The organism is Hymenobacter psychrotolerans DSM 18569, from assembly GCF_900142395.1.
Taxonomy (GTDB): domain Bacteria; phylum Bacteroidota; class Bacteroidia; order Cytophagales; family Hymenobacteraceae; genus Hymenobacter; species Hymenobacter psychrotolerans.
In genome coordinates this window covers 25,997-52,728 of record NZ_FRAS01000026.1, presented here as the reverse complement: position 1 = coordinate 52,728, position 26,732 = coordinate 25,997, and the positions used below count along the sequence as shown (strand labels likewise).

Genomic DNA, 26,732 nt, shown 5'->3' with positions numbered 1-26,732 from the left:
GGGCTGGGCGTTTTTTTTACCCGCTCGCGGGCTTCCAGCGTCAAACAACCACTCACGCGCTGCCAAGTGCCATCGGCGGTCCACTTGCCGAAATAATAGTACACCGTAGGCCAGGGAGGAAAGTCTGCCGGCACGTCGCGCCACACACAACCGTTTTTGAGCACGTAGAAGATGCCATTCACCACCGCGCGCAGCGGCCACTTACTCGTGCGCTGCACCACGAATAAGGGCGCTAACTTCCTCCACTGACGCTCCGTTAAGTCTGAACTATACCGCTTCTGCTGCATCAAGCAAAGCTAATCCCAGCTGATTAACTTAAACAGCTTCTTAGAGCCTGTAACTTTCACTTCATATCATTTCAGTATGCATAAACTTTTACTTTCATTTGTGGCTGCCTCATCATTGGTTGCGGCTACTACCAATGCCCAACAACATCGTGTCTACCCTGTAACTGGCAATGCTCCACATCCCGCACAAGCGGGGGGGGGGGGGTGGGGGGGCACACTGCCTTCACCTGCTGTCTTTGACGCTCAAATGCGGAAGTGGGCTTTTCTGCCTGTTGGTCTGAGCTTTTCCAATCCCAAACAGGTCTTTCCCATCCCGAATGCACCCAATACTAACAGCCTAATTGCGGTTTGTTGGAGAAACACCTGAGGTTTTTCCTTTCCCTTTGAATCCAGAATCTTTGTTACTTAATGACATTGCTTTAGCGGCTTCATTAGGGTCTGATTATTTTGCTCAGCCAAGCTCCCTCTTCCAAACATTCAGAATTACACTTGTTCTAACAAACGAGTGCGGCGATTCTCAGCCATTTGTAGGTTACTTCAAACCTATATCGGATATGTACAGGAATACAAATTCCTCCGTTTATCCCAACCCAGTGGAAGGAGACAAAAGCTTTATCACGTATAACCTACCCCGAGCGCAAAAAGTAACTATCCGCATCCTAGATGCGCTTACAGGACAAGAGAAGATGAAATTAGTAGATAACAGTGAACAATCCGCAGGCAAACATATCATACCCTTTGACGCCTCCTCATTACGGAGTGGTACTTATATCTATCAGGTTATTTCAGATAAGGTTTCTACCGGGAGAATAACATAGACGGAATAACCATTTATCCTGCCCAATTCAACCCGTCCAATGATAAGAAAACTATTCCTCCCCATTCTGCCCGGTTTGTTCTCGCTGCCGGGGCTTGCGCAGCCTACGCTTACGACCCTGCAGCCCAGCGCTGCCCCCATCGGCACGACTGTAACCATCACGGGCACGGGCTTCGCACCTGCTCCCGCCCAAAACCGGGTGTTTTTCGGGCCGGTAGCTGCTACTGTCACGGCCGCTACCGCCACGCAGCTTACCGTGGCGGTGCCGGCGGGCGCTACCTCCGGCGCGGCCGTCACGGTCACCAACCTAAGCACCCGGCGTACCGTTTCCTCACTCACGTCGGGCACACCTGCCTTTCGGGTGACCTTCGCGGGCGGCACCATCCGGGCTACCGGCTACCGCCGGACCGACGTGGCAGCCGGCTTCGCGCCCGAACAACTGGCCGTGGGCGACTTCAACCGCGACGGCCGGCCCGACGTGGCGGCTACCTCGCGCACCCAAGGCACTAGCCGCCTCGCCGTACTCTACAACCAGGGCAGCCGCACCTTCTCGGCCCCGCAGCTCGTGGATGCCAACATTGTGCCGGTAGGTGTGGCTACCGCCGACCTCAACGGCGACGGCAACCTGGACCTGGTAGCCACCAACGACCTGAGCCGCGACGTGTCGGTGATACTGGGCGACGGGCAGGGCGGCTTCGCCACGCCCACCAATTATGCGCTAACCAGCCGGGGCCGGGGCGAGCTGCTGCTGGCCGATGCCAACGGCGACGCGCAGCCCGATATTCTCACCATTGATGGCAACCAGGCCGTGGTGCTGCTCAACCAAGGCAACGGGCAGTTTTCAGCTCCCGGCCAGCTAAGTGCCGCGTCGGCCTCCGGCAGCCCGCTCAGCTTCACGGCCGCCGACTTCAACGCCGATGGCCGGCTGGACGTGGCTTACACGGATGTGCGTGGCGGGCAGGCGGGCGCGGTTGTCCGGACCCGGTTGGCGGCCGGTACCTACCAGGATGTGTTTCTGGCGGCACCCACGCCGTTTCCGCTCGCAAACCTGCGTGCCGCCGACCTGAACAACGACGGCCGCGCTGACCTGCTGGCCAATGATGCCGGGGGTCTGCTGGTCTGGCTGCGCAACGCTGCCAACACCGGCTTTGCCGCACCGGTCAGCACCTCCCTCGTACCTTTTCAGCGCACCGATGTGGCCTGCACCGACCTGGACGGCGACGGCACCCTGGACCTGCTGACCACTGCCGGCAACTCGCCCATCGAGCTGCTACGGGGCCTGGGCACGGGCGCTTTCGCCCAGCCCGGCACGGCGGTTGCCAACCCCAATGGCTCCCGCGCCCTGGCCCTGGGCGACGTGGATGCCGACGGCTACGCCGATTTTCTGACGGCCAACGACTTCAACGCGGGCTTTTCGCTGTTTACTTATCTGCCCGGCACTACCGGCACCACCAACCCGCCTACGCTGGACTTCATTCCTGACCAGACCGCCGACCGTACCCGCCCCGTGCAGACGGTGGCGCTGACCGGCATCAGCGGCGGGGGCGGCGTGGGCCAGTTTATCACAGTAACGGCCACGAGCAGCAATCCGGCTCTGGTAACGCCGCCTACCGTGGCCTACGCCAGCCCGGCGGCCACCGGTAGCCTCTCCTACACCGTGAGTGCCACGCAGGGAGGCACGGCCACCATCACCGTGACGGTGAGCAACGGCCAGACCACCAACGGCACCTTTAGCCGCAGCTTTCTGGTAACGGTGCCGGGCACGCTGGGTACCAGTCCGGCCAAGGGTGCGGTGGCCCTGGCCCTCTACCCAAACCCTTCCCTGGACGGCTGGTTCCGGGTAGATGCCAGCCGACTGCAAGCCGCTGGTACCCTTACCGTGCTGGACCTGACGGGCCGGCTGGTGCTGTCCCGCCCCGTTGAGCCGCGCCGGGAGCCGGTACCGGTGCAGCTGCCAGCAGCCAGCGCCGCCGGTGTGTATGTAGTGCGCCTGGTAGCCGCGGGCCAGACCTGGACCACCCGCCTTATTCTGAGCCGATAATTTCTCTTTTTCCGCTGTATAGTCTGCTATGAAAACACTGTTGCGCCTGCTTGCTCTTGCCCTGCTGCTGGGAGCCGACTACGCACCTGCGGCACTGGCCCAGACGGTGCTGCCTGCCAAGCGCTGGGACCGGCGCTTTGGGGGTACTTACTATGATGGATTGGTCAGTGCCATTCCTACCGCCGACGGCGGCTATTTGCTCCTTGGCTTTTCTGCTTCCCCGACCGGGGGCGATAAGTCGCAGCCTATTATTGGTACACTCGGGGATTTTTGGGTGGTGAAGCTGGATGCGGCCGGCACCAGGCAGTGGGACCGGACCATTGGGGGCTTGGGCGAAGACATGCCCGAACGAGCCATACAGACTCCGGATGGTAGCTTTGTGCTGGTCGGCTCTACCTCCTCCGGCCCCGGCAACGACGTAAGCCAGCCCGGCCGGGGCTTTACGGACTACTGGATGGTAAAGCTGGACGCTACCGGCACCAGACTCTGGGACCGGCGCTTCGGCGGCAGCGGCACCGATCAGCTGGCCGATGGCATCCAGACTGCTGACGGCGGTTTTCTGCTGCTTGGCACGTCCGATTCGGGCGCCGGGGACGACAAAACGCAGGCCTCGCAAGGGGGCGAAGACTACTGGCTGGTGAAGACCGATGCCACGGGCACCAAACAGTGGGACCGGCGCTTCGGGGGAGCCGGTTCCGACGGCGCGGCCTGCGTCCGGCAGACGCCGGACGGCGGCTTTCTGCTGGGCGGAACTTCTAGCTCAACCGTTTCCGGCGACAAAACCCAGCCACTTACTCCCGGCTCCCTCAGCCCCGACGCGCTGGATTTCTGGGTTCTGAAGCTGGACGCGGCTGGTACCAAGCAGTGGGACCGGACCATTGGCGGTACCTCTGACGACGGATGTGAGCTGCTAGCCCTTACCGCCGATGGCGGCTATCTGGTAGCAGGCTCTTCCTTTTCCGGCGCGACCGGCGACTTCACGCAGCCCCCTCGGGGCCAAGTGGACTGCCGGATAGTGAAGCTGTCGGCCCAGGGAGTACCCCAATGGAATGCCTGCTTCGGCACAACCGCTACGGAATACCCTACCGACCTTATCGCAACCGCCGAGGGTGGCTTCCTGCTCCTGCTGTCAACCAACGGCGGAGCCGACGGGGATAAATCGCAGCCTTCCTTGGGCGGCTCCAGTGATTACTGGATGGTGAAGCTGAACGCGGCCGGTACCAAGCAGTGGGACCAGACTTTAGGAGGAAGCGGAGAGGATAAGCCCGTATCCATTCAGCAGCTGGCGGACGGGGGGTTCTTCGTAGCCGGTAGCTCCAACTCCGGTATCAGCGGCGATAAGTCGCAGGCCAGCTGGGGAGAAGAGGATTACTGGGTACTGCGCCTTGGGCCGGCCGGGCCGCTCAGCAACACGGCTCCTTCCTGGGCCGCCGAGCTAAGCATCTATCCCAATCCCGCGCACGAAACCTGCACCGTGAAACTTCCCAGCAGCCTCAGCACATCGTCATGCACCATTTCGGTGCTTGATATCTTGGGCCGGCCACTCAGCAAACAAGCAGTCACTGCCGCCGGCCGCCGGGAGGTGGTGCTGCCTTTGCACGGGCTAGCAGCCGGCAGCTACATCGTGCGCGTAGAAGCTGCCACCGGCAGCGTAGCACACAAAAAACTTACGATTCGTTAGATGTCGGTTTAGTCTCTCGGGTTTCATAGTTACCTACTTTAAAAGCAGATTAGCTAAGGCTATAATACAAACGGGCCGCGAGCTACGCCAAATGGCACTGCTCGCGGCCCGTGATACGCCCGGGGCGGGGTATACTCTCTCCCTATTCCCTACACGCCGGGGGCGTATACCTTTAGCGCATCCTTCAATTCCTTGCGGGCAATATGGATGCGGTTTTTGACGGTTCCGATTGGGATTTGCAGCTTTTCCGCAATTTCCAGGTACTTGTAGCCGATGTAGTACATCATAAACGGCGTCCGGTAGTCGGCCGACAAACCGGCAATAGCCTGGTTGATGTCGGTTACTACGAAGTCGGAGGTTGCTCCGTTGTGCGTAATGTAGTTTTCATCGGTATTGAAGTACTGGAAGTACTCGGTACTGTCGATGTTACTGTTGCGCTTCGTTATCTTATTGTAATTGTTGATAAACGTGTTGCGCATGATGGTGTACAACCAGGCCTTCAGGTTGGTACCGGCTTTGAACTTGTCCTTGTTGAGCAATGCCTTGAGCAGGGTTTCCTGCACCAAATCTTTAGCATCGTCAGCGTCGCGGGTCAGGTTCATCGCCACTGGCTTCAGCGAGTAGGAAATCTTCTGTACTTGATTGGTGAATTCCAAAGAGGTCATGCTGTTTAGCTTTTCGTGGCAAAAAGTTAAACAAATATACGAGGGTTTTCGAAAGTAGACCGATTGTGCCCCAAGTATTTTTTGACTTATTCTAAACAACTCCTAAGGCCCGACATCCCACTACGAATCAGTTGATTATCAGGGCTGTTTTACCCCGATGCCATTCGGTGCACGCCCCCAAACGCACGGTGAACTATGCCTTTTGCCCGTTCAAAAATATCGGGAATTATGCGGCTGGCGGGACATTATGTATGTACAAACATCAATAAGCACGGCAAACCATTGTGCCCGGCCTGTTTAAGCCGGCACTGCCATGCTCACCCGCATCTGGTCGGCGAGCATGAGGAAGTCTGTAATCAGCTGCAGGCGCACTGTGTTGGGCGGCAACACCAGGGCTTCGTGCTGCGCCACTGGCCCGCTCAGAATCACCGTTGTGTCGGGGCAGCAACGGCATAGTTCGTCTACAAACGGCTGGAGCTTCTCCCGCTCCGGGGTGGCAGTCAGCACCGTACAGATGGCATAGGGCCGGTAGGCGGCACACACCTGCTTCAGTTCGGCCACCGGCAGGTTCTGGCCCAGGTACAATACATGATGGCCACGTGCCCGCAGCGCGTAGTTCATAAACAGCAGCGCCAGCTCGTGCATCTCGCCTTCCGGCAGAAACAGTACCCACCGCCGCGCAGCCGTAGCCGACACAGCCGGCAGCCCATCAGTAGCCGCCATCATCTTCTGGCGCAACAGATGCGTCACCAGGTGCTCGTGCGCCGGATTGATAATACCAACCTGCCACATTACCCCAATCCGCTGCAGAAAAGGATAGCCCACATGAATCAGAGCCTGCTCGAACCCGAGCCGCTTGATAGCGCGGTTCAGCAGGCAGTTGAGCTGCACTTCATCCATGGCCAGCATGGCGGCCATCAGCGCATGTACCTGCTGGCAATAATCGTTGGCATCGTCGTGGCAGGAAATAACAGCTTTGGAGATTTCCTGCTCACTGAGCTGTGCTATTTTGGAGATGCGGTGGCCCCGGCCACAAAGCGTCGCCACATTTAGCAAACGCCGGAGGTCGTCGTCGCAGTAGGTGCGGATATTGGTGGCTGTGCGGACGGGGCGCAGCAGGCCATAGCGCTGCTCCCACATCCGGATGGTATGCGCCTTGATGCCCGAAAGCTTTTCTAAATCACTGATGGAATAATTTCCCACGGTTATTCTCCTCCCTTCTTGTCCTGCGATACAAATGCCCGGGGCCGCAGCGTACGGTTTGGGGCAGGCTGCCGCAGCGCCAGCGTGAAGTATTTTGGTGACACCCACAACAGCCCAAATTCTTCAGAGCCGTGGCGGGTGGTGGCCTTATGGTGCATTTTGTGGGCCATGTTCAGCGCACGCAAATACGCGTTGCGCGATTTTCGCCAGAAGCGCAGCCGGCCATGGATCAGCACATCGTGCACAAAAAAGTACAGCGTGCCATAGGCCGCAATGCCTACGCCGGTCCAGAAGCGCCAGTCTTTGGCCGGGGAGCCATATATGATGAGCAGCGCCGACAACGAGCCGTAGAACAGGAAAAACAGGTCGTTGCGCTCGAAGCGGTGCGGATGGCGCACATGGTGCGAGCGGTGCAGAAACCAGAGCGGCCCGTGCAGCACGAAGCGGTGCATGAACCATGCAACAAACTCCATTCCCAGAAAAGTAGCCGTCGTGGTGGCTACGGCTGCCAACGTTGTCATGGGAAGCTAACCACTAAGAAGAAGAGAAGTTTAAAAGCTGAGCGGTTTGAAAGTTACACAAATCGGCCGGAGACAGCACAACCTTATGCAGTTTCCAAGCACAACCGTGTTGAACCGTAGCAGCGTCCGGTTATCACACCAGCTTATGGCACCTTGCTTAGTTCTCCCAGGTGATTTTTTCTTTGGCCAGGAAGGCGGCAATACCGCGCCGGCAGTCGTGGGAGCCCCGGGCTTCGGCGTTCATCTGGGCGGCGTAGCGCAGGCTGTCCTCGAGAGGCATTTCCGGGATGCGGGCCAGCATTTCCTTGATGGCCTCCATGCTCTGGGTTGAATTTTCGACGCACAGGCGGCGGGCAAAGTCGTGCACGTGGCCCGCCAGCTCGGCCGGAGCCAGCACGCTGGTTACAAGCCCCAACTCCAAAGCCCGCTGAGCGCTGAGTACGTCGCCGGTAAGCAGCAGCTCCTTGGTGCGGCCCTCCCCTATCTTGCGCAGCAGAAACACGCTGACAATAGCGGGCAGAAAGCCAATCTTGACTTCAGTGTAGCCAAAACGGGCTTCGGGAACGGTGAAGGCAAAGTCGCAGACGGTGGCCAGGCCGCAGCCGCCGGCCAGCGCGTGGCCCTGCACCTGCGCAATTACTACTTTCTTGAGCGTGTAGATCTGGTGAAACAGCTGCATCAGGTGCGTGGAGTCGGCCAGATTATCGGTGTAGCCAAACCCCTGCAGCTCCTGAATGTAGGCCAGGTCAGCGCCGGCGCAGAAGGCTGCCCCTTCGGCGCGCAGCACTACCACCTTGCAGGCGTCATCTTCCTCAGCAAACTCAAAGGCCATTTTCAGCTCCGACACCATATCGGCGCTGAGGGCATTGCGTTTTTCGGGGCGGTTGAGGGTGATATAGCCAATGGCATCGGCAGCCTCATAGCGGATAAAGCGCAGGGCTTCCAACTCTTGCGTGGGCATGTTGTCCATAAAATACTGGAGTTGCAACGGTGAGCAGCGGCGCGGGACTGGCTCTGCACAGCAGAACGGCCGGGCGCCACTAAATCAGCAGACAGCAGAATCAGGTCGGCACTAGCCAAACCTAACAAAAATGCGGCGCTAAGTAAACTATATAGCGCGCCAAGCGTGTGCTGAGTTGCGACTATGCCCGGGTTTTACTTGGCCGCCGGCTGCAACGGCCGGATGAAAGCGCCCTGCAGCGTTACATCATGCGTCTGCCAGCCAGCCAGTTGCAGCTTTTGCTGCATGGCTGCTACGTACCATGACTTGCACGACGAATCGAACACTACCGTGGGGGTTTTGCCGAAGCAGGCTTCCAGATCTTCGGGCCAGACCCGGGCATTGCGGCGCAGTACTACTACCTCAACCGGCACCGGGGCCTTGGAGCGCGCCAGGCGGCCCGCCACAAACGCCACCCGTATGCCGCGCCACACACTCAGTACCAGATTGGTGCGGGCCGTTGTGTCGGCGGTGGCCGGCACGGGCGCGCTGCGCCAGCCGGCGTGGTAGCTGACGTCGTGGGCGTCGCGCTGAATAATGCCGGGCACGATGCGGTAGGTACGCTCGGTTTCGGTGAGCGGCAGCGAGTCGGCGCTGACGATGTGGGCGGCCGCGCCCTGCCAGAAGCCCACCACCGAGCGGCGCGGAATACTGTAGACGATGAGCCGCTCGTCGGGCGCCAGCTTGTGCGCGGCCCACACGCGGCTACCTGCAAACAAACCCAGCAGCGTACACGCCAGCCCCATCCAGGCCAGGCTTTTCAGCCGGAAGAAGGCCAGCAGCGCCAGAATTACCCCGAATATCAGCCAGGCCTGCGGCGCCGTCACGTGGATGCCCGAAAGCAACGCGCCCGGCATGGTGCGCCCGATCCAGAAGATGTATTCGTTGAACAGCCAGATCATCCACTCAAACACCCGGGCAATGAGCTGCGGCGCCAGATCGAACGTGGCGGCGGCGCCCGGCAGCAGCCAGCCGAGCCCGGCGGCCAGCAGCTTCACCAGCAGCAGGGCCAGCCCCACGTACACGGCACCGCTGGAAATGGGCACCGCTACCAGGTTGGAAAACAGGAAGCTGAGCGGAAACTGGTGGAAATAGAACAGCCCCAGCGGAAACGTAGCTACCTGCGCCGCCAACGACAGGGCCGTAGCCTGCCAGACTGCATTGAAAAACCAGCTGCTCCACTTCCATAGCTTCTGCACTGCTTTGGACTGCCAGGGGCGCTGTTTTTGCAGGAAATACTCTTTCACATCCAACCAGGCCACGATGCGCGGCTGCAGGTACACGATGCTGATAACGGCCAGAAAAGACAGCTGAAACCCCACGTCGCAGACCAAATACGGGTCGTAGCAGAGCAGGCAGAACGCGGCTACGGCCAGCGTATTGAACATGTTGGTCTGCCGCTGCGTGGCCCGCGCCACAATGATGAACGTGAACATCACGGCCGCCCGCAGCACCGACGCCGACAGGCCGGTCAGGAAGGCGTAGCTCCAGATAACGGCCAGCCCCAGCGCCGCCGTCACGAACCGGAACAGCGGCCCGCGCCGGCCTGGCAGCAGGCCCAGCAGCCACGTTACGGCCCCAAACAGCAGCCCCACCTGCAGCCCCGACACCGCCATGATATGCGTGGTGCCCGTGTTAGCGTAGGCCTGCTTGGTTTGCTGGTCGATGTCATCTTTAAGCCCAAGCACCAGCGCCGAAGCCAACGCATACTCGCGCTTAGCCCGCACGTACTGCTTAAAGAGGCTATCCAGCACGCGGGCGGCGCGCATCGCAGCGGCTTTCAGGTAGCTCGGGGGCGCAGTGGCTATTTTTCGGTACTGGTCGGGGTGGATGAACTGCTGATGGTACACCTGATGGTACTGCAGGTAGCGGCGGTAGTCGAACTCGCCGGGGTTAAGCGGCGCTTTGCTGGGTGCCGGCGCACCCCGCACCAGCCATACGTCGCCGTACTGCGGGGCCGCCACGCCGGAGTCGCGCGGAACAGATACCCGGATACCGCCCAAAGCCGGCTGCCACTCCCCGGCCACCCGCACCGCCGAAACCCGCACGGTAGTGGCATACGTGGCGGGCCGCACCACAGTATAGTCGTCCACCACGGCCCGGTAGTACTCGATGCGGCTGCCAAAGCGGTAGAGGTGCGCCGCATCCCGCGACTCAGTGGCCTGCTGGGTGAGGGCCGCGCCCGTCACGTACACGGCCAGCAGCGCCACCAGGCCGGCGTTGTCGGCCGAAGCCGGATTCCGACTGTGCCGGCTCACTACATGTACAACGAAGAACAGCCCGACAATTCCGGCCAGCGGCCACCGCAAATCCGGCAGCGCTTCCCCAAAATACAGGAAGGTCAGGATGCCGGCCACCAGGGCCAGCGTGAGGCGCACAAAGGCATAAGAAGCCCAATGAATCATAGCTACACGAGTGATATAGTATTATTTCTCAATATAGATACTGGCGGGCAAGCCCCATCACAAAGCCCTTCCGATTTTCCATCGGAAGGGCTTTTTTTACATCAGAGGCTTCTTTGTTAGGAGCGTTGCCATACCATCTTGCAGTGCTGCAGGCCGCCTTCCTCAAACATCTCGCCCACTTTCTCAAACCCGTGCCGCTCATAGAAGCGCACGGCGGGCAGCTGCGCGTTCAGGTACACAGTAGCCTGCGGATGGGCCGCCTGCACATCCTGCAGCACCTGCCGGAGCAGCGCGGCCCCGGCCTGCTGGTTGCGGTAGTCGGCCAGCACGGCAAAGCGCTCCAGCTTCACGCCGTTTTCCGTGACACGCCAGCGCGCCGCGCCGCAAGGAGTGCCATCATCAGCCAGGGCCAGATAATGGGTGGCGTCGGTGCGGTCGTGGGCGTCATTTTCCAGGTCGGCGGGCACGTTCTGACCCAGCACGAACACTGTGTGCCGGATGGTAAGCGCCGTCTGCAGGTCAGATTCGCTGGTTATTCGATGAGCATTCATAAGGCCTTATATTATTTCGAATCAATCGGGAGAAATGGGTTCCGCAGCAAGCGGCCATCGGAAGCAGCTACCGTATGGCAGCGCAACACCCGGAAACACCAGAGCCGCCACCCGGCTGGGCAACGGCTCTGGTTTTTCGGCACCGGCTTTTACAAACCTGGCTGCCTCAGCTCAACGGGTCTAAATCTGCTCCTGGTTCACGGGCAGGTCGTGCATCCCATCGTCTTCGCGGCGGGCATCGGGGTGCTTGCCGGGGTCGGAGCCAGCATTGCCGGGTTTGTTGGGACGGCGGTAAGACTGGTATTCGCGGATGGGACGGTTGGCCTGGTTGGCTTGCTCGTGCTGCATTTCTACGTCGAATTTGTCGTAGGCCTGCACGATTTGCTTCACGAGGCGGTGGCGCACCACATCTTCAGCCGTCATTTCCACAAACCCAATGCCCGGCACGTCGCGCAGGATGTCCAGGGCCTGAATCAGCCCGGATTTCTGCTTGGTGGGCAGGTCAATCTGGCTCCGGTCACCGTTGACCATCACCTTCGCCGAGGGTCCCATCCGGGTCAGAAACATCTTCAGCTGCGAGGGAGTGGTGTTCTGCGCTTCATCGAGCAACACAAACGCATTGTTGAGCGTGCGGCCCCGCATGTAGGCCAGCGGCGCTATTTCAATGGTTTTGTTTTCGAGGTAGAACTTGAACTTCTCGGGCGGCAGCATGTCCTCCAGCGCATCATAGATGGGGCGCAGGTAGGGGTCTACTTTCTCCTTCATGTCGCCGGGCAGGAACCCGAGGCTTTCGCCGGCTTCTACCACGGGGCGCGAAATGATGATCTTCTTGACTTCCTTGTTCTTGAGGGCCCGCACCGCCAGCGCTACCGAAATGTAGGTTTTGCCGGTACCGGCCGGCCCCAGCGCAAATACCAGGTCATTTTTGAGCACGGTATCGACCAGCCGCTGCTGATTGGCCGTTTTGGCCTTGATAACGCCGCCTTTAGAACCGAACAGAATCACGTCGGGCGAAGCGGCCAGCATGCGGTCCTGCTGGTCCTCATCTGCCGAGGACAGGTACTGGGAAATGGTTTTGTCGGTTATTTGCCCATACTGGTGATAATGCTCCAGCAGCGCCGACAGGATATCGTTGATGCGGCTGATAACAGGGGTCTGGCCCTGAATTTTAATCTCGTTGCCGCGTGAAATAATTTTGCTGCCCGGAAAAGCCGCTGCAAGCTGGCGGATATTCTGGTTGTCGGGCCCCAGGAAATCTACCAGGGACACGTTTTCGAGCGTGATGACTTTCTCGACCAAATCGTGGGGGTTTTGTAGCTAGGGAGTTAGGAAAAAGGCACCTCCTGCAGAGGCAGCGGTTCGGCTAAATAGCCTACTTTTGCCGCCTCCAGGGCACCCAAACAATAGTACGAAGAACTCAGGATTTCCGGCAATGGGGTTGATTACGTTTCTGTCTGACTTCGGCTACCGCGACCATTATGTGGCGGCGGTGAAGGCGCGGATTCTCCAGCTGGCACCCTCCGTGCCGGTTCTGGACATCACTCACGCCGTCGAACCCTTCAACATCGCGCACGCCTTACACGTTCTCCAAGCCGTGTTTCGGGATTTTCCCGAAGGAACCGTGCACTTGGTTGGCGTCAATGACCTGGGTGGGCCACGGGCCGCCTGGCACGCCGCCAGCTTCCAGGGGCACTACTTTGTGGCCGCTGATAACGGCCTGCTGGCGTTGCTCTGCGATGGGCAACCAGATGAACTGGTAGCGCTGGGCACCGCCACACCTGCTACCTCCTCCCCTACCCGCGACCTGCTGGCTCCGGCAGCCGTGCACTTAGCGCAGGGCGGCCTGCTCCAGGATCTGGGCCCGGTTACGTCGCAGCTGTACTCGCTGCTCAACCGCCAAGTACGGCTGCAGGACAACCGCATTACGGGCCATGTGGTGCACGTCGACCACTACGGCAACCTCATCACCAATATCACTCGCCCGGCGGTGGAAGTCATCGGGCGAAACCGCGCCTGTACTATTCATTTTGCCCGCGAAACCGTGCGCGACTTCGCGGCGCACTTTCAGGCCGCTGATCCGGGCGAAATCGTCTGCATTTTCAACAGCCAGGAGCAGCTTTGCATTGGCATCAACCAAGGCAATGCCGCGGAGCTGCTTGGCCTCCATTTCGACTCGCAGGTAGATATCCGCTTCCCGGCTTAAGCGCAAAACATGCGCCTGGCGGCCATAAAAGGCATTTTTGACTTTGTTTATTTATTATGTTAAGTACATTCATATCATTTCCTGCTCTAAGCTCTTCCCATTTTCAACTCCTGCCTTCTATGCTGATTCGGATTGTGCGCATGACGTTTGCGCCGGAAAATATCGGTGCTTTTCTCGACCTGTTTCAGAACTCTGAGGACCAGATTCGGCAGATGCCGGGCTGCCACTTTCTGGAGCTCTGGCAAGATGCTGACCAGCCCCACGTCTACTGCACGCATAGCCACTGGGAGTCGGCGGACGCCCTCAACAACTACCGGCGGTCAGCTTTATTCGGGCAGGTTTGGCCAGCTACCAAAGCGCTTTTCAGTGCTCCTCCCCTGGCCTTCTCTGTGCAGCCGGCTACAACCATTTGAATCTTCAGCTGCTACGGCTTTCTGAGTTGCCGGCGTGCACTAGTCCGGCCGTTCCCGTATAGCATTCAGATCTTTCTGTTGGCTCTTTACTCTTCGCCTGCTTATGACACTTGATTATTTTGAGTTTTACCAGTTGCCGGAAACCTTCCGCCCTGACGCTAAAGCCCTCAAAAGCAAATACTACGCTCTCAGCCGCGAATATCACCCCGACTTCCATGCCACGGAAAGTGCTGAGCGGCAGCAGGAAATTCTGGCGCTGGCCACGCTAAACACCAACGCCTACCGCACACTTGCTGACGAGGACCACCGCATGGCCTACATTTTGGGCCGCCATGGACTGCTGGAAGAAGGAAAACAGGAGATGCCAGCTGATTTTTTGATGGAGGTAATGGAGCTGAACGAACAACTTATGGAGCTGGAATTCGACCCCGATCCGTCGGTTGTTGAGCAAGTAGAAAGCGAGGTCAATGCTCTAACAGCTACCCTGGAAGCCGGCATAGAACCCGTATTGGCCGGGTACGAGGGCTTGCCGGCGGAAACCCGGCCTCAGGCCCTGCAGCAAGTCCGCACCTACTATTTGAAAAAGCGCTACTTGTTGCGCATTCAAGAAAGTCTGGCTAAGTTTGCCACCCGTTCCTGAGTTGTGGGAGCGAGATGCCCAGATGGCGGAATCGGTAGACGCGTCGGTCTCAAACACCGATATCGAAAGATGTGCCGGTTCGACCCCGGCTCTGGGTACTTGGAATTACTGACGGAAGGCCCTAAAACCTGCTTCACACTACGCAAAAGCAGTTTTTAGGGCCTTTTTGCGTCCGGGGCTTTTTGGTTTTGCACCCATTTGCGGCCGCAATTGTGTCACCAAATCTGTCACCAAAAATGACCGTCAAATTCGTCCTCCGGGAAGACAAAACCGACAAAAACGGGCTGGTTCCGGTATTCATCGATGCCATATTTGAGGGGCTGCGGCTGCGCTGCTTCACCCGCGAAAAGTGCCTGCCCAAGGAATGGAACGCCGACAAGCAGCGGTTCCGGAAGGGAAAAACCGGGGCGGAAGAAGCCAACAATGTGCTCGAGGCCATGGCCGAACGGGTGCAGAAGCGCTACCGCGACCTGCGTACGGCGGGCACCCCTCCTACCCTGGCGCTGCTACGGTAAGTGATAAACCCGGCGGCCGTCAAGCCGGAGCTGAGCATGGCGGAGGCCATGACGGCCTTTATCGAGGTGCTGCGCGGGCGGGGGTACGCCTTCCACACACTGCGGCATTACGGCACAGCCCGCAACCACCTGGCCGCATTCCTGGCCACGGGCCGGCGCCGCAAAATCAGCGTGGCCGACTATGACGGGGACGTGCACGATGACTTTGTGAAGTACCTGCGCACCACGTGCGGGCTGGGGGCCAACGGCATTTACACGGTGCTGAAGGACGTGAAGACCTTTCTGCGCCACGCCCAGGACGAGCGGCAGCAGAAGCTGGAGCTGAAGCGGGTGGAAGTGCGCTATGCCGATCAGGCCAAGACCTACCTGACCGGGGCCGACCTGGCCGCGCTGGCGGCCGTGCAGTTGCCGCAGACGCTGGAGCCGGCGCGGGACGTATTCTTGTTTTGCTGCTATACGGGCCTGCGCTACTCCGACGTGGCAGCGCTGCACGGCGGCAACCTGCACGCGCTGGGGGCCAATGGCGACGGGGACCGGGTGCTGCGGCTGGTGCAAACCAAGACGCGGGCGACGGTGAGCATCTACTTAAGCCGACTGGCAGCGGAAATCCTGGACCGCTACGCCGCGGCGGAACGCACGGGGGAAGGCGCCCAACTGCTGCCGGTATTGGCCAATCAGCTGATGAACCGCTATCTGAAGAAAATAACCCAGCTGGCGGGCCTGACCCGATTGGTGGAAGTGGTTAGCACGGCCGGCGGCAAGGTGGTGAAAGGGGCCGTGCCGCTACATGAGCTTGTGACCATGCACACGGCCCGGCACACGTTTGCCGTCCAAAGCCTGTTGCGTGGCATGCCGGTGGCCGTGCTGCAGCGGGTGATGGGCCACGCCAAGATTCAGAACACCATGAAGTACGCCCAGGTGGTAGAGGAACTGCAGCACCAGGCCATGCGGGCCGCCTGGGATGGACCTGCGACTACCAGCAACCAGGCAGCCCCCGATGGCACTGTCTGCTCGGTGCTGACAGCAGCTTAATATAGCGGCTGCCTACCTGGAAAAGCCCGGTCGGGGACTACCCCGCCCCGGGCTTTTTTATATACACCAACCTGGGTTGGTGGTGCCTTTATCCTGCCTTTATCCTGGCTGGAATTTAATGTGTGGGCCATCTATTCATTGCTAATCATTCACTGCGACAAAGTGTGCTTTTTAAGGAAGATTTGGTAATCATTCAGCATGGCCGCGGGAGGGTTTCACCCAAGCGCGGCGGAGCCAGGGCAATTTGGTAGCTTGGTAGCCTGATTGATTCGTTGCCGCGTTCATGTCTGATTTCGCTTATACATACGCCCGACCCTCGGCCCTGGAGCAGCGCCCGGACGGCAACGCCCTGCTGCTTTCCGCATTCGCCGAGGAGGTCCAGACTGACACCTCCTGCTTTTTCTGGGGACGCCTGCGAAACTCCTGGCGCGGTGCGCGCCCCAATTTTGCGCGGGTGGCCAGCGCCGGGGACGTGCGCGTGGGCGGGGCTTCTCGGGCGAGGATTACTCCTACTTACTTCCTCCGTTCATCTACCGATTATCTTAGCTGATGTCCTCTGTCGATACGTTCGAACTGATTATCCGCCGCCAGAATGCCGACCAGCTCGTGCCTTTTCTGTTGGCCCTCGACAAGAAAGACGTGGTAGCCGTTCGCGCCAAAACCAAGGCCCTGCGCCGGGAGCTAACCGAGATTCGGCAGCTGGGGATATCCACGTGGGGGCGTACCGGCACAGAGCCCCAGCTGGTCATGCTTCAACTGGCGGGGGTGGCGACGTACACGCGCAAGGAGATGACGGGACTGAACGAACGCCTGGGCATACACTGGGGCGAAGGTGCTATTCGGGCCGCCAACGAAGCGTATTTCTTCACCGTGGCCGAGCATGCCCGGCCTAATTGGTTGGCCGAATGGCTGGAGCGCCAAGGCCAGGGCGGCCCGTGGGGCCTGCCCGACTACCGGCTACTGCGGGAGCTGGAAGCCCGGCAGCTCGTGGCCTACGAGCCGGCGTTCTTTGCCCGCACGCTGGCGAACTGGCTTACCGAGCAGAGCTACCACCGCCGCGAAAAGCAGCCCGTGCCGCACTCCGGGGAAAAGCTGCTGCGCGAGTGCGAAGAGTCTGCCGACACCTTCCGCCGGGACCTGCTGGCTTTCTTCGACTACGACACCTCCGTGGATTCTTCCCTGGCCTACACGGGCGTGGCCCAGCAGTACGTGCGGTGGCTCGACGTACTGCAGCACCTGGTGGCGGCGGGTCGCCTGGACCGGGCCGACCTGCTCACGCGCACCCTGGCAGCTATGCGGCGGGACTTTCGCCGGCCGCTGCTGACCTGGTTCAAGAACCTGTTTCTGGCCCTGCAGCCCACCGCGGAAGAACGCCTGGCCCGGCAGCAGGAGCTAGTGGAATTGCTGGCCCACGCGCAGCCGCAGGTGGTCAACTTCGCCCTGGACCAGCTAAAGGCGCTCTGGCTGCACCCCGAGTTCGAGCCGGCTCCGCTACTGGTGTACGCGGAGTTGCTCGTGACGCGGCAGGACCTCAATACGGCGCAGCGCACGCTGCTGGGCAGCTTCGAGAAGCTGCTCAAGCGGGCTCCCTCCCTGGCGCCGGACCTGGGCCGGCTAGCCGTGGCCGCCCTGGCCAGCCCCGATTCCGCGGTGCAGGCCAAAGCCGGCAAGCTCCTCGTAGCTATTCTGCAAGCCAAGCAGCCGCTGCTCACTCCCGAGCAAGCCACGGATTTGACGGACTCGCTCGGCTTGTACGCCGACCTGCTGACCGCGGAAACCCGCCAGCACTTGGTGGGATGGCTCAGCCCGGCCGCTGCGCCCCAGCCCACCGAGGCCGTCGCCTACGCGCCGAACGCCGCGTTTGTGCCCGATTTGTCAGCCGCCAACGCGGTGGCACCCGTCGCCGACTGGCACGAGCTGCTGTTTCTGACCGGGCAGGTGCTGCGCTACAACGACGTGCTAGCTTTGGAACGCTGGGTGGATGGCCTGCGGCGGCTGCAGCTCCGGTACCCGGAAGACTACGGCCAGCAGCTGCTGCCCTACCTAGTGCAGGTGCGGTCGTCCCTGAAAGGCAAAGTGGATGAGCAGACCGCGGCCATTATTGCCAGCAACGGCCTGAGCGGGCACCGCGGTCTGGTCGAAGCCCTGCTGCTGAGCTGGGCGCAGGGCTTCATTGTGGCGCGCGTGGAGAAGGTGAACGTGCGCCACGACCAGGATGCCTCCGACCCGCTGGTGCTGGTGCAACAGCGCCGCTTCGTAGCGGCGGAATACCACTTGCGCGCCCGCTCGGGCCTGCCCCTGCTCAGCACGCCCTCGCACGCCCCGCACTGGTTGGCGCCTACCACCCTGGTGGAAAGGCTCCTGACCTACGAGGCGGCGCACACCGAGCCGGACCCGGCGGACCTGGTCGTGGCCCTGGCCCGCACCGCCTACGCCGACGCAGCCGATGCGCAAGCTGCCCTGACCCAACTGCCCCGGCTGCAAAGCGCCGAGCTGCGGGCGCTGCTGCAATGGCTGCTGGCCCCGGCCATGCAGCCATTGCCTCTGTAGCCTGAGCACAAGCCCTCCGTGCTCAAACACCTGACCACGCGCCTAAGCCAGCTGCTGCCAGGCAACGCTATTTCTTCTTCCCTGGCTGACGCCTGGCCCTGGCTGTGGGCCGTGGCCGCCCGCACCCGCCAGCCCGAAGGCGTGTTTGAGGAGTTGACGGCAGTGGTGCCGACGGATTACATCGGCGTTGTTCGTCCCTGGGTACCCGGGTGGCACTTCGAGGTGAAAACCAACACCTGGGTGGAGCAGTGGAAGCCGGGCAAGCCCACGGTCACGCATCAGTACACGGTGCTGCAGTTTCCGAGCAAGTACACCAGCCAGACACCCCCGTCGCCGTTGCTGCTGTATTCGCAGCACGCCCGCTTCGCGGCCATGCAGCACGCTGGCTGGGTGCTGCCCCTTGACTACCGGTTCGTGGCCAGCCTGGTGCCGCACAACCCAGCGCCCCTACACTGGCACGTAGTCCGTACCGCCGCCTGGGCCGATGGTTTGGAATCTTTGGAACGGGACGTAGTGCAGGCCGCCTTGCAGGAGCTGCTGGCCCGCGGCCCGGCCTTCACGGAACCTACCACCTTGCTGCTGGCACTGGGGCTGATGCACAAAGTCCCGGCGTGCCGGGCCCTGGCCCTGGAAGTATTGCTGGCGGCCTGCGCTACGGGTCGGCTGGTGCCCGCCACCCTGGGTACAACGCTGGGCCGCTTCCTGGCCAACGAGTTTGTTCCCGTGCAGCGCCTGGCCGACAACCTGCAGCAAGCCCGCGCCATTGATGCCGCCACGGACGACGCGTTGCAGCAAGTGTTGGATGCCCTGTTGCCTGAACTACCCGTCGCGCCACTGCGCAATACCAAGAAGCTGGTTGAACTGTATGCCGAGCTGGCCAGCCGTAGCGGCCGACTGCCAGCAGAGGCTGCACAACCCAATTTGCGCCATTGGAAAGCCACTGCCACGCTGAAAAAAGCCATTGGTGAGCTGGTGTAACGCAGCCAGGCAGTACACCTGAGCCTCTTAACGACCGGCGACTCAGCCGTGCGTAGCCCTACTATGCTACGAGCGACCTTCGAGTACGGACGGAGGTGGCTGGAGCTGGACTTATTTCCTATTCAATGCAGCGGACACTTCAACAGTGTCGAGGCCAGTGTAAGCGCAGAAGTCCTGCACGGTGACCAGGGCGCCTTGCGGTTTGCCGGCGGCCTGGCGGGCGCGGCGCAGCAGGCGCTTAGCGGCGTCGTAGCTGCGGCCGGTGAGGGTGGCTACGTCTTTGGGATAGAGGCAGATGCGTGGCATGGAAGTATAGTGGGGTATGCGGGGTTAATTGGGGCAGCAAGCGAATATCAGCAAAAATAGTTGCACAACTTTGGTATACACCAGCGCCGATATACCTGCTGCGCGGCTTTGGTGAGCAACTTTTTTTCACCCTAACCCTGCTTACAACAATGGCACAACAAACCGGAATTCTGGGGTTGCGCGGCACGGTGGGTGGGTTGGTGTTCCGCAAAGACGGTTCGGTGGCCCAAAAGCCGGCGAGCAACAAAGCGGCTTTCGCCAACAAGGCCAGCATGGAGCGCACCCGCGAAAACGCCAACGAGTTCGGCTTGGCGGCCAAGTACAGCAAGCTGCTGCGCGACGCGCTGCGGGTAGCCATTTCGGCGGCCAGCGACAATCAGGTGGCGGCCCGCCTGACCAAGGTGATGCGTGAGGTCATTGCACTGGATGAAACCAACGACCGGGGGCAGCGTGTGTTCGACGCAGCCAACTCGGCCCCGCTGCTGGGCTTCAACTTCAACGCCGGGGCCGTCATCGGGCAGACGATGTACTTCCCGTTTGAGGTGACGGGCAACGGCGCGGACGTGACGCTGAGCATCCCGGCGCTGAACCCCGTCAGCGACATTGCCGCGCCGCAGCGTGCTACCCACTTCGAGGTGGTGTTTGCCGCGGCCGAGCTGGACATGGAGACGATGACCTTCACGGGAGCCCGCGTGGCGGCTCTGCTGGGGGTGCTGCCCATCAACACGGCCCCGCTGGCCAACCAGCAGGTGGTGGCCACCTTCCCGGCCGCGCCGGCCGCGGCTTCCCTGGTGGTTGGTGTGGTCGGCATCAACTTCTACCAGCAGGTGAACGGCAAAAACTACCCGCTCAATAACAACAGCACCAACCCGCTGGCTATTGAGTACGTGGCGTAAAGGCGCCGCAGCATAGGAGAAGCGGCCGGCTGGCAACGGCCGGCCGCTTTATTATTCAACCCTGTAACGCGTTTTCTTATGCCTCTGACGGCGTATCAAACCCAATACAAGCGGCGCATGAAGCGCGCTATCCGCCTGCGGGCTTTGGCCGATAAAAAAGCCCGGCGCTACGCGCAGCTGCTGGCCGACGCCCTCACGCTGGGCAGCAGCGCGGCCGCGCAGATGAACGCGCTGAACCAGCTTTACAACGTGGACGTGAGCACCAAAACCATTCTGGTGCACGACCTGCAGCAGCTGGTGACGCCGGCGTAGCTGACCGGCACCCTGGCGCAAAGTACCCCGGCGGAAGAAGTCGTGTTGTTCAACCAGGTGCCGGACGGCAATGCCGGGCAGCCCCTGCCCGATAACCCGGTGTTTGGGGAGTTGATAACTGGCTTGTCGTTTCCACTCTCTACTCCGCCAATTAAAGAGCCAACCATGAAGGCGGCATCTGCACCCGGTGCGCCTGTAGGGGAAAGAACCGTTCAGGAGGCGGAAACAGGGGTTCAACCTCATCCATAAGACGGAAACGAAGGAATATGAGAAAATTCTATGCAGGTGTAGGCACCATGAGATAATACTACGCTACCTAGTAATCCAAGCTGAGATTGTACGCTATTTCCGCTTTCAACCGCTCATAGGCAATATCCCGCAACAGTTGATTGTTGCGTACGGCCAAGGCCGCCAACGCCCCACAGGCTTCGCCGGTAGCCGAGGAAGTAGGCATGATGCGGATGGCGCTGTGGCCTTCCCGGGTGGAAGAGATGCAACGGCCAGCCACCAGCAGATTGTCGGCCTGCTGCACCAGCAGGGCGCGCAGGGGCACCTCATAGTACTCCCCTTCTTCTACGTGCTCCAGCACGGAATCCTCGCCCTTCTGCCCGTGAATGTCGATGCCGTAGCTGGAGCGCGCCACCGGATCCGGGAATTTGTGCATGTTGCGTACGTCGGCTCCGGTTACGGCGTAGTCGCCGACGGCGCGGCGGGTTTCGCGCACGCCGACCTGCACGGCGGTTTCCACGAGGTAGGAGTTTTCAAAACCGGGTAGTTCCTGCTGAATCAGTTGCACCAGCTGGTTTACCTGATTGCGGCCGGTGAGCTCGGCGGCTGTAAGGTCGGGTGAGGAGGAGCCATCGAGGCCGAGCACATTGCTGGTATTGAAAGAACCTTCGCCGGAGCCCGGCAGGGTAGTGAAAAAGATATACTCGATTTCCGGGGGCAGGCGCTTTTCGGCGATGGCGCGGCGCACGTTGCTCCAGTAGCCCGCCACCGACACGATTTTCGAGAAGTCGAAATCGTAGGTCATCCAGTCGAAGAAGTCATGCTTGTTGGCCTGGACGTAGTCGGTGGCCCGCTGAATATCGATACCGCCCATGCGAAAAAACAGTGTCAGGGCCTGCAGCAGGCCGGTTTTTTCGTCGCCCTTTACCCACGGAAAGTTGCCCAGAAAAACCAGTTGCGCGTCGCCGGTGGTGTCAATAAATACGTCTCCGGCCACTGTCACTTCGCGGCCATCAACGAGAACATCGAGGGCGGCGAGGCGGTTGCCTTCGCGCTGCGCCCGCGCAATTTCGCCGTGCAGCAGCACCGTAACACCCGCCGCCCGCAGCAGCTCGTAGGCCGAGGAGCGGAACGCACTGGCATAGAACCCGTTGTCAATCATACCGTTCTGGCGGCGCATACCGTTTTCCAGGTCCTCGAACACCCCCCGCACCAGCGGCAGGCCGTGTACGGTGTGCTTCATGAACGGGCCTACCATCCCCGCGGTACTCATGCCGCCCACGAAGCCGTAGTGCTCCACCAGCAGCACCGAAGCGCCCATCCGCCCGGCCTTCACGGCTGCCGCAATGCCGGCAATACCAGCCCCAGCCACAATCACATCGTATTTTTGCTTCAGCTCCATAAGGAAAAGTCTCGTCTTAGGGGAAGGCCGTTACTGGGCGTTCCATCTTTCGGCATTGGGTTGGTTACTGAACTGCTGGCTGCGCGGCTTGAGCGGCCACGACGGCAGCCTCCAGGTCGGCAGCGCGCTGCAGCCACTGGTGAGGCGCATAAGCGCGGCCGGGCAGCAAATCGGCGGCGCAGCTGAAGTAGCCACTGAAATCGGCTGGCGCAGCTTCATAAAGCAGCTGGGTTTCGGCCGGCACAATCTGCAACCGGGCTTGCAGCGGCGCCAGCACGGCAGTCAGGGTATCCAGCATATCGTTAGCCGTGGTTTCAACAAACGTGGGATGCGCAGCGGGCAGGCCCAGAGCCAGCCAGTAGCGGCCATCGGACAGGCGTACGGCCTGCTGCAGGCCCGCCAGGGCCTGGATGGTAGCGGCGGCAGCTTCCGGCACGGGGCTGGTGAACACGCACAGCCGGGCCCCAGTGAGCTGGCCGGTGCGGCGCACCAGGCGCGTAAGGTGGCCGGCATCGGTGGCATCGAAGACGCGGCGCGTCCGCACGATGAATTCACCTTCCTTGCCAATCAGGCTAAGTGTGGCGTAGCCATCGGCGTCGGCCGGGGCCAGCGCGCGGGCCTTCACGTGAAACAGCAGCGCCACCGACGACGCTTCCAGCGCATGCTGCAAGCTGATTTTGAGAACTTCCGGGTTGAGCACGCAGCCCTCCGGCCCTTCGTGCACCAGGGCGTAGGGATTGGCCAGCAGCGGCCCGAACAGCTGCCGGGCGTGCGGCGTGGCCGCCTCAGGCCGCTGCTGCAGGCAGCTCAGGCTTTCCGTGACGCTGCCGCCGGGAAAGCCGTACGCGTTGAGCACCAGCACGTCGTAGCCGGCGGCCGCGTAGTGCAGCGCCAGCAGAATCCCGCCCACCGAGGCCCCGTACACGACGTAGTCGTAGGGCTGCGAACGATCCAGCGAATGAATTTGCATAGAGAAAATGAAAAGCGGCCCGAAGGACCTAAAGCAGCGTTAGAGCGCGCCAGAACTGCTGCTACAGACCAGTGAAAGATGAATTTCCCCTAACTCCCGGTCCAGCCAGCCAGGGTTTTTACTAAGTCGCGTGAGGGCTCCGGTCCATCGTGCTTCATCTGGCGTCCGCCAAGCCGAAGCATCTCTATCACACCGGTTGGTTAGCATTGCAACGAAGCAGTAGGGATGTTTCGGCAAGCTCAGCATGACATTTATGTAAGCTTTAAGTGAGTTTCCAGATGCAGCTTGGCGGCATTATTTGGCCTGCATATCTACCGGCACCAGCGTGATGGGCGTGGGCAGGCACGAGGCACCAGGCGGCGAGTACGTAAGGTGAATCAACTGCTCCTGGCCGTCGGCGGGCGGGGCAAAAACCTGGATAACAACCGCCTCGGGCTCCTTTTTGGTGGCTGCTTTGTCGGAGGGCAGCTTCACAATGCCGCCGGGGTGCAGGCCGGCACTGACTACCACGCTGGTGGCCATGGCCCCACACCAGTTGTTGTTGGGTCCGCCGCCGCGGGCGTTGCGCGTGAGCAAGGCCAGGCCGCGGCCATCGGTGCTGCGCCAGCGGATGTTGATGTCGTAGAGCACGCCGTAGTTGCCCTTGAGCACGGCCGTTTCCGGAGTGTGGCTGGCGGTGCCCTCCACCCACGGGTCGCGCTGGCCATCGGCCACGGTGATTTCGGCCGCGCCGTGGCGGGTGTCGAACACCGAGTCGGGCTGCACGCGGTAGTTGCTCACGCCAAACACGCCGCGGCCGGCCCCGCTCTTGCTTTTGCCGGGCAGCACGGTGGGGTTGCGGGCCAGCGCCGTGGGGCCAGGAGTGCCGGGGCTGGTCTGCAGCACCGTGATTTCAGCGGGCTGGTCGATGAGAAACTCGTAGAAGCCGTGCACCAGGTCATCATAGCTGACGGTGGTCTTCTCCCATTTCTCGTCCAGGGCTACGGCCTGTCCGGCTTTCACCTGCCGTACCTTCGGGCTGGGCTGCGAGGCAAAGTAGTCGGCCAGGCCCTGGCTGCCAATCTTCAGGTAGTCGCCGCCGGGCGGCTGCGCTGAATACTTCAGCATCTGCAGGCGCATGGGGCCGGAACCCAGGTTTTTGATAAGGGCCGTGATTTTGCGGTCCATCTTCTGGGGCTCCTTCACGCCGTTCACGTTGTAGAGGTAGAAGCGCACGGTGCCGGGCAGCACCCGCTCCCGAAATACCGCCGCCTCAGGCACCCGGATATACTCCGGGTCGTCGCTGATGAGAAACTGCGGGCCTGGCAGCACCAGCTTGCGGTAGCTTAGCTGCCGGGACTTCTGAAAGGCAAACTCCGGCAGCTCCACGCTGGCGCCAGCTTTGGCCTGCAGAATCCGGGCGCTGGTAGAATCAGGCGGGACGGGCCGGGTGGCCTTCACCGAAACGATGGCGCCGGCCAGCAGCACCGCTAGGCTTATTTCCTCTTTCCAGATGTTGAAGGAAAATTTCATGGCAAAAATTTGGATGGGAAGGGAAAAACAGGGCAGTAAAAAAAGAAGAGAAACCAGGTTCCTCTTCTTTTTCGACCTAAAGTAAACGTGGCGGCCGAAGCATATCCTTCGGCGCGCTTGCTGTCATAACTTATTATCAGATAGATTATTGAATCATAATTTTACGTACACCAACGCCGGCCGGGGCCTTCACCTGCAGCAAATACACGCCGGCGGCCAGTTGCGGCAGCGCCAACTGCTGGCGGCCCGGTTGGGCAGTGCCCTGCGCCACTACGCGGCCCTGCAAATCCTGCACCTGCCAGGTCTGCACGGTACGGTCCTGGATGTCGAGCGTGAAAGAGCCGGCGCTGGGGTTGGGGTGCACCTGCATGGCGGCAGTAAGGGCGGCCGAGCGGGTGCTCAGCACGGTGGTAGCCGTGGCTGTGGAAGCGGCTGACAGCGCTTCGCGCAACGCGAAGGCCTTGATATAGTAGGTGGTATTGGCGCGCAGGCCGGGAATATTGGCCGTGACGGTGGTGGTGCCGGCGGCCGGGCTCAGTACCTGCACGCGCCCATAGTCGGGGGTATTAGCCGTGGCCGTAGGGTTGAGGCCGAAGCTAGCGCCGCTGGTGCTATAGTACACCTCATAGGCAATTTCATCGGCCCCATCCGTGAAGCTCACGTTGAGGCTGGTGCCGGCGGCCGTGGCCGTCAGGTTGGCGGGAGCGGCCAGCGGGGCGGCAGCCGTAGGGGTTGGGTCGAAGGTGAAGCTACGGCGCTGGGTGGCGGTGCTGCTGGTGAGGGCCAGAATGGGGCCGGCGGCCTGCGCATTCACCCCCGAGAAAGCCGCCACGTTGTAGCGGGCCTCCGGAATGCTGGTAGCCACGTAAATTGTGTTGTAGGTGGGCGGCGTGGTGGTAGCATCTACCTTGTGCGTGATACCCACCTGAAAGCCCTTATTGGCCCCCGTAGAACCGATGCTCATGCTGCCGTACACGTACTCGATGACGTTGCTGGTTTCGTAGAAGCGCATCTGGTAGGTGGCATCTACGGTGCCGCTGTTGGCCAGCACGCCCAGGTTCAGGTACTCCACCACCAGCACGCGGTTGGGCGCCGTGCCGGTAGTTTTGTAATGAATCTTGCCCGTCGACGACGGCCCGATGGTGGCCACATCGGCGGCGGCAAAGGCCCGGTGAAAGGCCGCAAACCGCTCCAGCCCGCCCGTGAGGGTGGCGGCTACTACCAGGTTTTCCTCGGCCAGGCTTACCAGGCCAGTGGTGGTGGCGCTGAACTGGCTGAACCGCTGCCCATAGAACCAGAGGTCAAACCCGATGGGCTGAAACGTGGAGCCGGGCACGTTGGTGGCCCCCGGCCCGAAGAGCTGGGTGGTGCCCGTGCTCATGTCGATGGCGGCGCCGGTGCGGCTGGTGGCCAGGCTGGCGGCCGTACCGGTGGTCCAGCGGTAGCGGTTCATGTCCAACTGGGCCTGGGCCGAGTGCGACGAAGCGGCCAGCAGCGCGGCCAGGGCCGTAAAGCGGACCAGTCGCTTGGGAGCAGCCTGGTGCAGAAGAGTAGAAAGTGACTTCATAGGAGGTGGGAATTGGAAGGTGAGAACTACATGATAA

General features: G+C 61.0%; 26 protein-coding genes and 1 tRNA gene. 14 read left to right on the top strand and 13 right to left on the bottom strand.

Translation table 11 applies throughout. The features are described from left to right. Window positions 1–221 (bottom strand): transposase (locus tag BUE15_RS18265; RefSeq protein WP_170865296.1); only part of this gene is annotated, 221 nt, incomplete at its 3' end. A 449-nt stretch (window positions 222–670) separates the two neighbouring features. Here BUE15_RS18265 and BUE15_RS21775 point away from each other — a divergent pair. The 3 genes from BUE15_RS21775 to BUE15_RS18250 are packed head-to-tail and all read left to right on the top strand — an operon-like array spanning window position 671 to window position 4,826. Further along, complete coding sequence (locus tag BUE15_RS21775) at window positions 671–1,105, top strand: T9SS type A sorting domain-containing protein (protein WP_139252412.1); 435 nt, start codon at window positions 671–673, stop codon at window positions 1,103–1,105. A 39-nt stretch (window positions 1,106–1,144) separates the two neighbouring features. Then, on the top strand, window positions 1,145–3,145 hold the full coding sequence (locus BUE15_RS18255) for a T9SS type A sorting domain-containing protein (protein WP_084549167.1): 2,001 nt from the start codon (window positions 1,145–1,147) through the stop codon (window positions 3,143–3,145). Window positions 3,146–3,173: 28 nt separating this feature from the next. Next, window positions 3,174–4,826 (top strand): T9SS type A sorting domain-containing protein, encoded by a 1,653-nt coding sequence (locus BUE15_RS18250; protein WP_073288253.1) that lies wholly within the window; start codon window positions 3,174–3,176, stop codon window positions 4,824–4,826. Between the two features lie 149 nt (window positions 4,827–4,975). Here BUE15_RS18250 and BUE15_RS18245 read toward each other — a convergent pair whose 3' ends face one another. From BUE15_RS18245 to BUE15_RS18215, 7 genes are all read right to left on the bottom strand, one after another. After that, window positions 4,976–5,491, bottom strand: coding sequence for a sigma-70 family RNA polymerase sigma factor (locus tag BUE15_RS18245; protein WP_044013390.1), 516 nt, complete (start codon window positions 5,489–5,491; stop codon window positions 4,976–4,978). A gap of 297 nt (window positions 5,492–5,788) precedes the next feature. Beyond that, window positions 5,789–6,694 (bottom strand): MerR family transcriptional regulator, encoded by a 906-nt coding sequence (locus BUE15_RS18240; RefSeq protein ID WP_073288251.1) that lies wholly within the window; start codon window positions 6,692–6,694, stop codon window positions 5,789–5,791. A 2-nt stretch (window positions 6,695–6,696) separates the two neighbouring features. Further along, window positions 6,697–7,215 (bottom strand): sterol desaturase family protein, encoded by a 519-nt coding sequence (locus BUE15_RS18235; protein WP_073288250.1) that lies wholly within the window; start codon window positions 7,213–7,215, stop codon window positions 6,697–6,699. Window positions 7,216–7,372: 157 nt separating this feature from the next. Beyond that, window positions 7,373–8,185 (bottom strand): enoyl-CoA hydratase/isomerase family protein, encoded by an 813-nt coding sequence (locus tag BUE15_RS18230; RefSeq protein ID WP_084549165.1) that lies wholly within the window; start codon window positions 8,183–8,185, stop codon window positions 7,373–7,375. 185 nt (window positions 8,186–8,370) lie between these two features. Further along, window positions 8,371–10,620: a ComEC/Rec2 family competence protein gene (locus BUE15_RS18225; RefSeq protein WP_073288248.1), complete on the bottom strand. Its 2,250-nt coding sequence runs from the start codon at window positions 10,618–10,620 to the stop codon at window positions 8,371–8,373. Window positions 10,621–10,736: 116 nt separating this feature from the next. Then, window positions 10,737–11,171 carry a GNAT family N-acetyltransferase gene (locus tag BUE15_RS18220; protein WP_073288246.1) on the bottom strand — a complete coding sequence of 145 codons (435 nt, stop codon included), beginning with the start codon at window positions 11,169–11,171 and terminating at the stop codon, window positions 10,737–10,739. A gap of 180 nt (window positions 11,172–11,351) precedes the next feature. Next, a complete protein-coding gene (locus BUE15_RS18215) occupies window positions 11,352–12,470 on the bottom strand; it encodes a PhoH family protein (RefSeq protein WP_084549164.1) in 1,119 nt (372 codons plus the stop codon). A 133-nt stretch (window positions 12,471–12,603) separates the two neighbouring features. Here BUE15_RS18215 and BUE15_RS18210 point away from each other — a divergent pair, with 133 nt between their 5' ends. The 9 genes from BUE15_RS18210 to BUE15_RS22685 all read left to right on the top strand — a co-directional run bounded on the left by BUE15_RS18210 (window position 12,604) and on the right by BUE15_RS22685 (window position 19,502). Then, window positions 12,604–13,374 (top strand): SAM hydrolase/SAM-dependent halogenase family protein, encoded by a 771-nt coding sequence (locus BUE15_RS18210; protein WP_073288244.1) that lies wholly within the window; start codon window positions 12,604–12,606, stop codon window positions 13,372–13,374. 119 nt (window positions 13,375–13,493) lie between these two features. Continuing rightward, the gene (locus tag BUE15_RS18205; RefSeq protein WP_073288242.1) at window positions 13,494–13,787 is read left to right on the top strand and encodes a putative quinol monooxygenase; all 294 of its coding nucleotides are present in this window, start codon (window positions 13,494–13,496) and stop codon (window positions 13,785–13,787) included. Between the two features lie 103 nt (window positions 13,788–13,890). Continuing rightward, a complete protein-coding gene (gene hscB / locus BUE15_RS18200) occupies window positions 13,891–14,427 on the top strand; it encodes a Fe-S protein assembly co-chaperone HscB (protein WP_073288240.1) in 537 nt (178 codons plus the stop codon). Window positions 14,428–14,443: 16 nt separating this feature from the next. Further along, window positions 14,444–14,525: transfer RNA gene (locus BUE15_RS18195), tRNA-Leu, on the top strand. 138 nt (window positions 14,526–14,663) lie between these two features. Then, complete coding sequence (locus tag BUE15_RS22395; protein WP_244535977.1) at window positions 14,664–14,942, top strand: Arm DNA-binding domain-containing protein; 279 nt, start codon at window positions 14,664–14,666, stop codon at window positions 14,940–14,942. Continuing rightward, window positions 14,943–15,974 carry a tyrosine-type recombinase/integrase gene (locus BUE15_RS18190; RefSeq protein ID WP_244535976.1) on the top strand — a complete coding sequence of 344 codons (1,032 nt, stop codon included), beginning with the start codon at window positions 14,943–14,945 and terminating at the stop codon, window positions 15,972–15,974. A gap of 283 nt (window positions 15,975–16,257) precedes the next feature. After that, a complete protein-coding gene (locus tag BUE15_RS18185) occupies window positions 16,258–16,524 on the top strand; it encodes a hypothetical protein (RefSeq protein WP_073288238.1) in 267 nt (88 codons plus the stop codon). After that, window positions 16,524–18,524: a DUF6493 family protein gene (locus BUE15_RS18180; RefSeq protein ID WP_073288237.1), complete on the top strand. Its 2,001-nt coding sequence runs from the start codon at window positions 16,524–16,526 to the stop codon at window positions 18,522–18,524. Before BUE15_RS18185 ends, BUE15_RS18180 begins: the two co-directional genes overlap by 1 nt. An 18-nt stretch (window positions 18,525–18,542) precedes the next feature. Further along, window positions 18,543–19,502 (top strand): DUF7825 domain-containing protein, encoded by a 960-nt coding sequence (locus tag BUE15_RS22685; RefSeq protein WP_073288235.1) that lies wholly within the window; start codon window positions 18,543–18,545, stop codon window positions 19,500–19,502. Between the two features lie 111 nt (window positions 19,503–19,613). Here the strand turns inward: BUE15_RS22685 and BUE15_RS18170 are convergent, their stop codons facing one another. Beyond that, window positions 19,614–19,808, bottom strand: a complete 195-nt coding sequence (locus tag BUE15_RS18170; RefSeq protein ID WP_044013412.1) for a hypothetical protein — start codon at window positions 19,806–19,808, stop codon at window positions 19,614–19,616. 149 nt (window positions 19,809–19,957) lie between these two features. On the opposite strand from BUE15_RS18170, the gene BUE15_RS18165 reads away from it, so the two are divergent. Then, window positions 19,958–20,704 carry a hypothetical protein gene (locus BUE15_RS18165; RefSeq protein ID WP_073288233.1) on the top strand — a complete coding sequence of 249 codons (747 nt, stop codon included), beginning with the start codon at window positions 19,958–19,960 and terminating at the stop codon, window positions 20,702–20,704. Between the two features lie 78 nt (window positions 20,705–20,782). Next, a complete protein-coding gene (locus BUE15_RS21770) occupies window positions 20,783–21,016 on the top strand; it encodes a hypothetical protein (RefSeq protein WP_073288232.1) in 234 nt (77 codons plus the stop codon). Between the two features lie 316 nt (window positions 21,017–21,332). On the opposite strand, the gene BUE15_RS18155 is transcribed toward BUE15_RS21770, so the two are convergent. The 4 genes from BUE15_RS18155 to BUE15_RS18140 form a co-directional block, all read right to left on the bottom strand. Beyond that, window positions 21,333–22,646 carry an FAD-dependent oxidoreductase gene (locus tag BUE15_RS18155; RefSeq protein WP_073288230.1) on the bottom strand — a complete coding sequence of 438 codons (1,314 nt, stop codon included), beginning with the start codon at window positions 22,644–22,646 and terminating at the stop codon, window positions 21,333–21,335. Between the two features lie 64 nt (window positions 22,647–22,710). Further along, the gene (locus BUE15_RS18150) at window positions 22,711–23,616 is read right to left on the bottom strand and encodes an FAD-dependent oxidoreductase (protein WP_073288228.1); all 906 of its coding nucleotides are present in this window, start codon (window positions 23,614–23,616) and stop codon (window positions 22,711–22,713) included. Window positions 23,617–23,910: 294 nt separating this feature from the next. After that, window positions 23,911–25,128 carry a copper amine oxidase gene (locus BUE15_RS18145; protein ID WP_073288226.1) on the bottom strand — a complete coding sequence of 406 codons (1,218 nt, stop codon included), beginning with the start codon at window positions 25,126–25,128 and terminating at the stop codon, window positions 23,911–23,913. Between the two features lie 145 nt (window positions 25,129–25,273). Beyond that, window positions 25,274–26,695 carry a T9SS type A sorting domain-containing protein gene (locus BUE15_RS18140; RefSeq protein ID WP_073288224.1) on the bottom strand — a complete coding sequence of 474 codons (1,422 nt, stop codon included), beginning with the start codon at window positions 26,693–26,695 and terminating at the stop codon, window positions 25,274–25,276. Window positions 26,696–26,732 lie beyond the last annotated feature (37 nt).

Coding starts and splice junctions, on each gene's coding strand:
- BUE15_RS18255 (WP_084549167.1), top strand. CDS start 1,145: ATGATAAGAAAACTATTCCTCCCCATTCTGCCCGGTTTGTTCTCGCTG.
- BUE15_RS18250 (WP_073288253.1), top strand. CDS start 3,174: ATGAAAACACTGTTGCGCCTGCTTGCTCTTGCCCTGCTGCTGGGAGCC.
- BUE15_RS18245 (WP_044013390.1), bottom strand. CDS start 5,491: ATGACCTCTTTGGAATTCACCAATCAAGTACAGAAGATTTCCTACTCG.
- BUE15_RS18235 (WP_073288250.1), bottom strand. CDS start 7,215: ATGACAACGTTGGCAGCCGTAGCCACCACGACGGCTACTTTTCTGGGA.
- BUE15_RS18230 (WP_084549165.1), bottom strand. CDS start 8,185: ATGGACAACATGCCCACGCAAGAGTTGGAAGCCCTGCGCTTTATCCGC.
- BUE15_RS18225 (WP_073288248.1), bottom strand. CDS start 10,620: ATGATTCATTGGGCTTCTTATGCCTTTGTGCGCCTCACGCTGGCCCTG.
- BUE15_RS18220 (WP_073288246.1), bottom strand. CDS start 11,171: ATGAATGCTCATCGAATAACCAGCGAATCTGACCTGCAGACGGCGCTT.
- BUE15_RS18210 (WP_073288244.1), top strand. CDS start 12,604: ATGGGGTTGATTACGTTTCTGTCTGACTTCGGCTACCGCGACCATTAT.
- BUE15_RS18205 (WP_073288242.1), top strand. CDS start 13,494: ATGCTGATTCGGATTGTGCGCATGACGTTTGCGCCGGAAAATATCGGT.
- hscB (WP_073288240.1), top strand. CDS start 13,891: ATGACACTTGATTATTTTGAGTTTTACCAGTTGCCGGAAACCTTCCGC.
- BUE15_RS22395 (WP_244535977.1), top strand. CDS start 14,664: ATGACCGTCAAATTCGTCCTCCGGGAAGACAAAACCGACAAAAACGGG.
- BUE15_RS18185 (WP_073288238.1), top strand. CDS start 16,258: ATGTCTGATTTCGCTTATACATACGCCCGACCCTCGGCCCTGGAGCAG.
- BUE15_RS18180 (WP_073288237.1), top strand. CDS start 16,524: ATGTCCTCTGTCGATACGTTCGAACTGATTATCCGCCGCCAGAATGCC.
- BUE15_RS18170 (WP_044013412.1), bottom strand. CDS start 19,808: ATGCCACGCATCTGCCTCTATCCCAAAGACGTAGCCACCCTCACCGGC.
- BUE15_RS18165 (WP_073288233.1), top strand. CDS start 19,958: ATGGCACAACAAACCGGAATTCTGGGGTTGCGCGGCACGGTGGGTGGG.
- BUE15_RS21770 (WP_073288232.1), top strand. CDS start 20,783: ATGCCTCTGACGGCGTATCAAACCCAATACAAGCGGCGCATGAAGCGC.
- BUE15_RS18155 (WP_073288230.1), bottom strand. CDS start 22,646: ATGGAGCTGAAGCAAAAATACGATGTGATTGTGGCTGGGGCTGGTATT.
- BUE15_RS18150 (WP_073288228.1), bottom strand. CDS start 23,616: ATGCAAATTCATTCGCTGGATCGTTCGCAGCCCTACGACTACGTCGTG.
- BUE15_RS18145 (WP_073288226.1), bottom strand. CDS start 25,128: ATGAAATTTTCCTTCAACATCTGGAAAGAGGAAATAAGCCTAGCGGTG.
- BUE15_RS18140 (WP_073288224.1), bottom strand. CDS start 26,695: ATGAAGTCACTTTCTACTCTTCTGCACCAGGCTGCTCCCAAGCGACTG.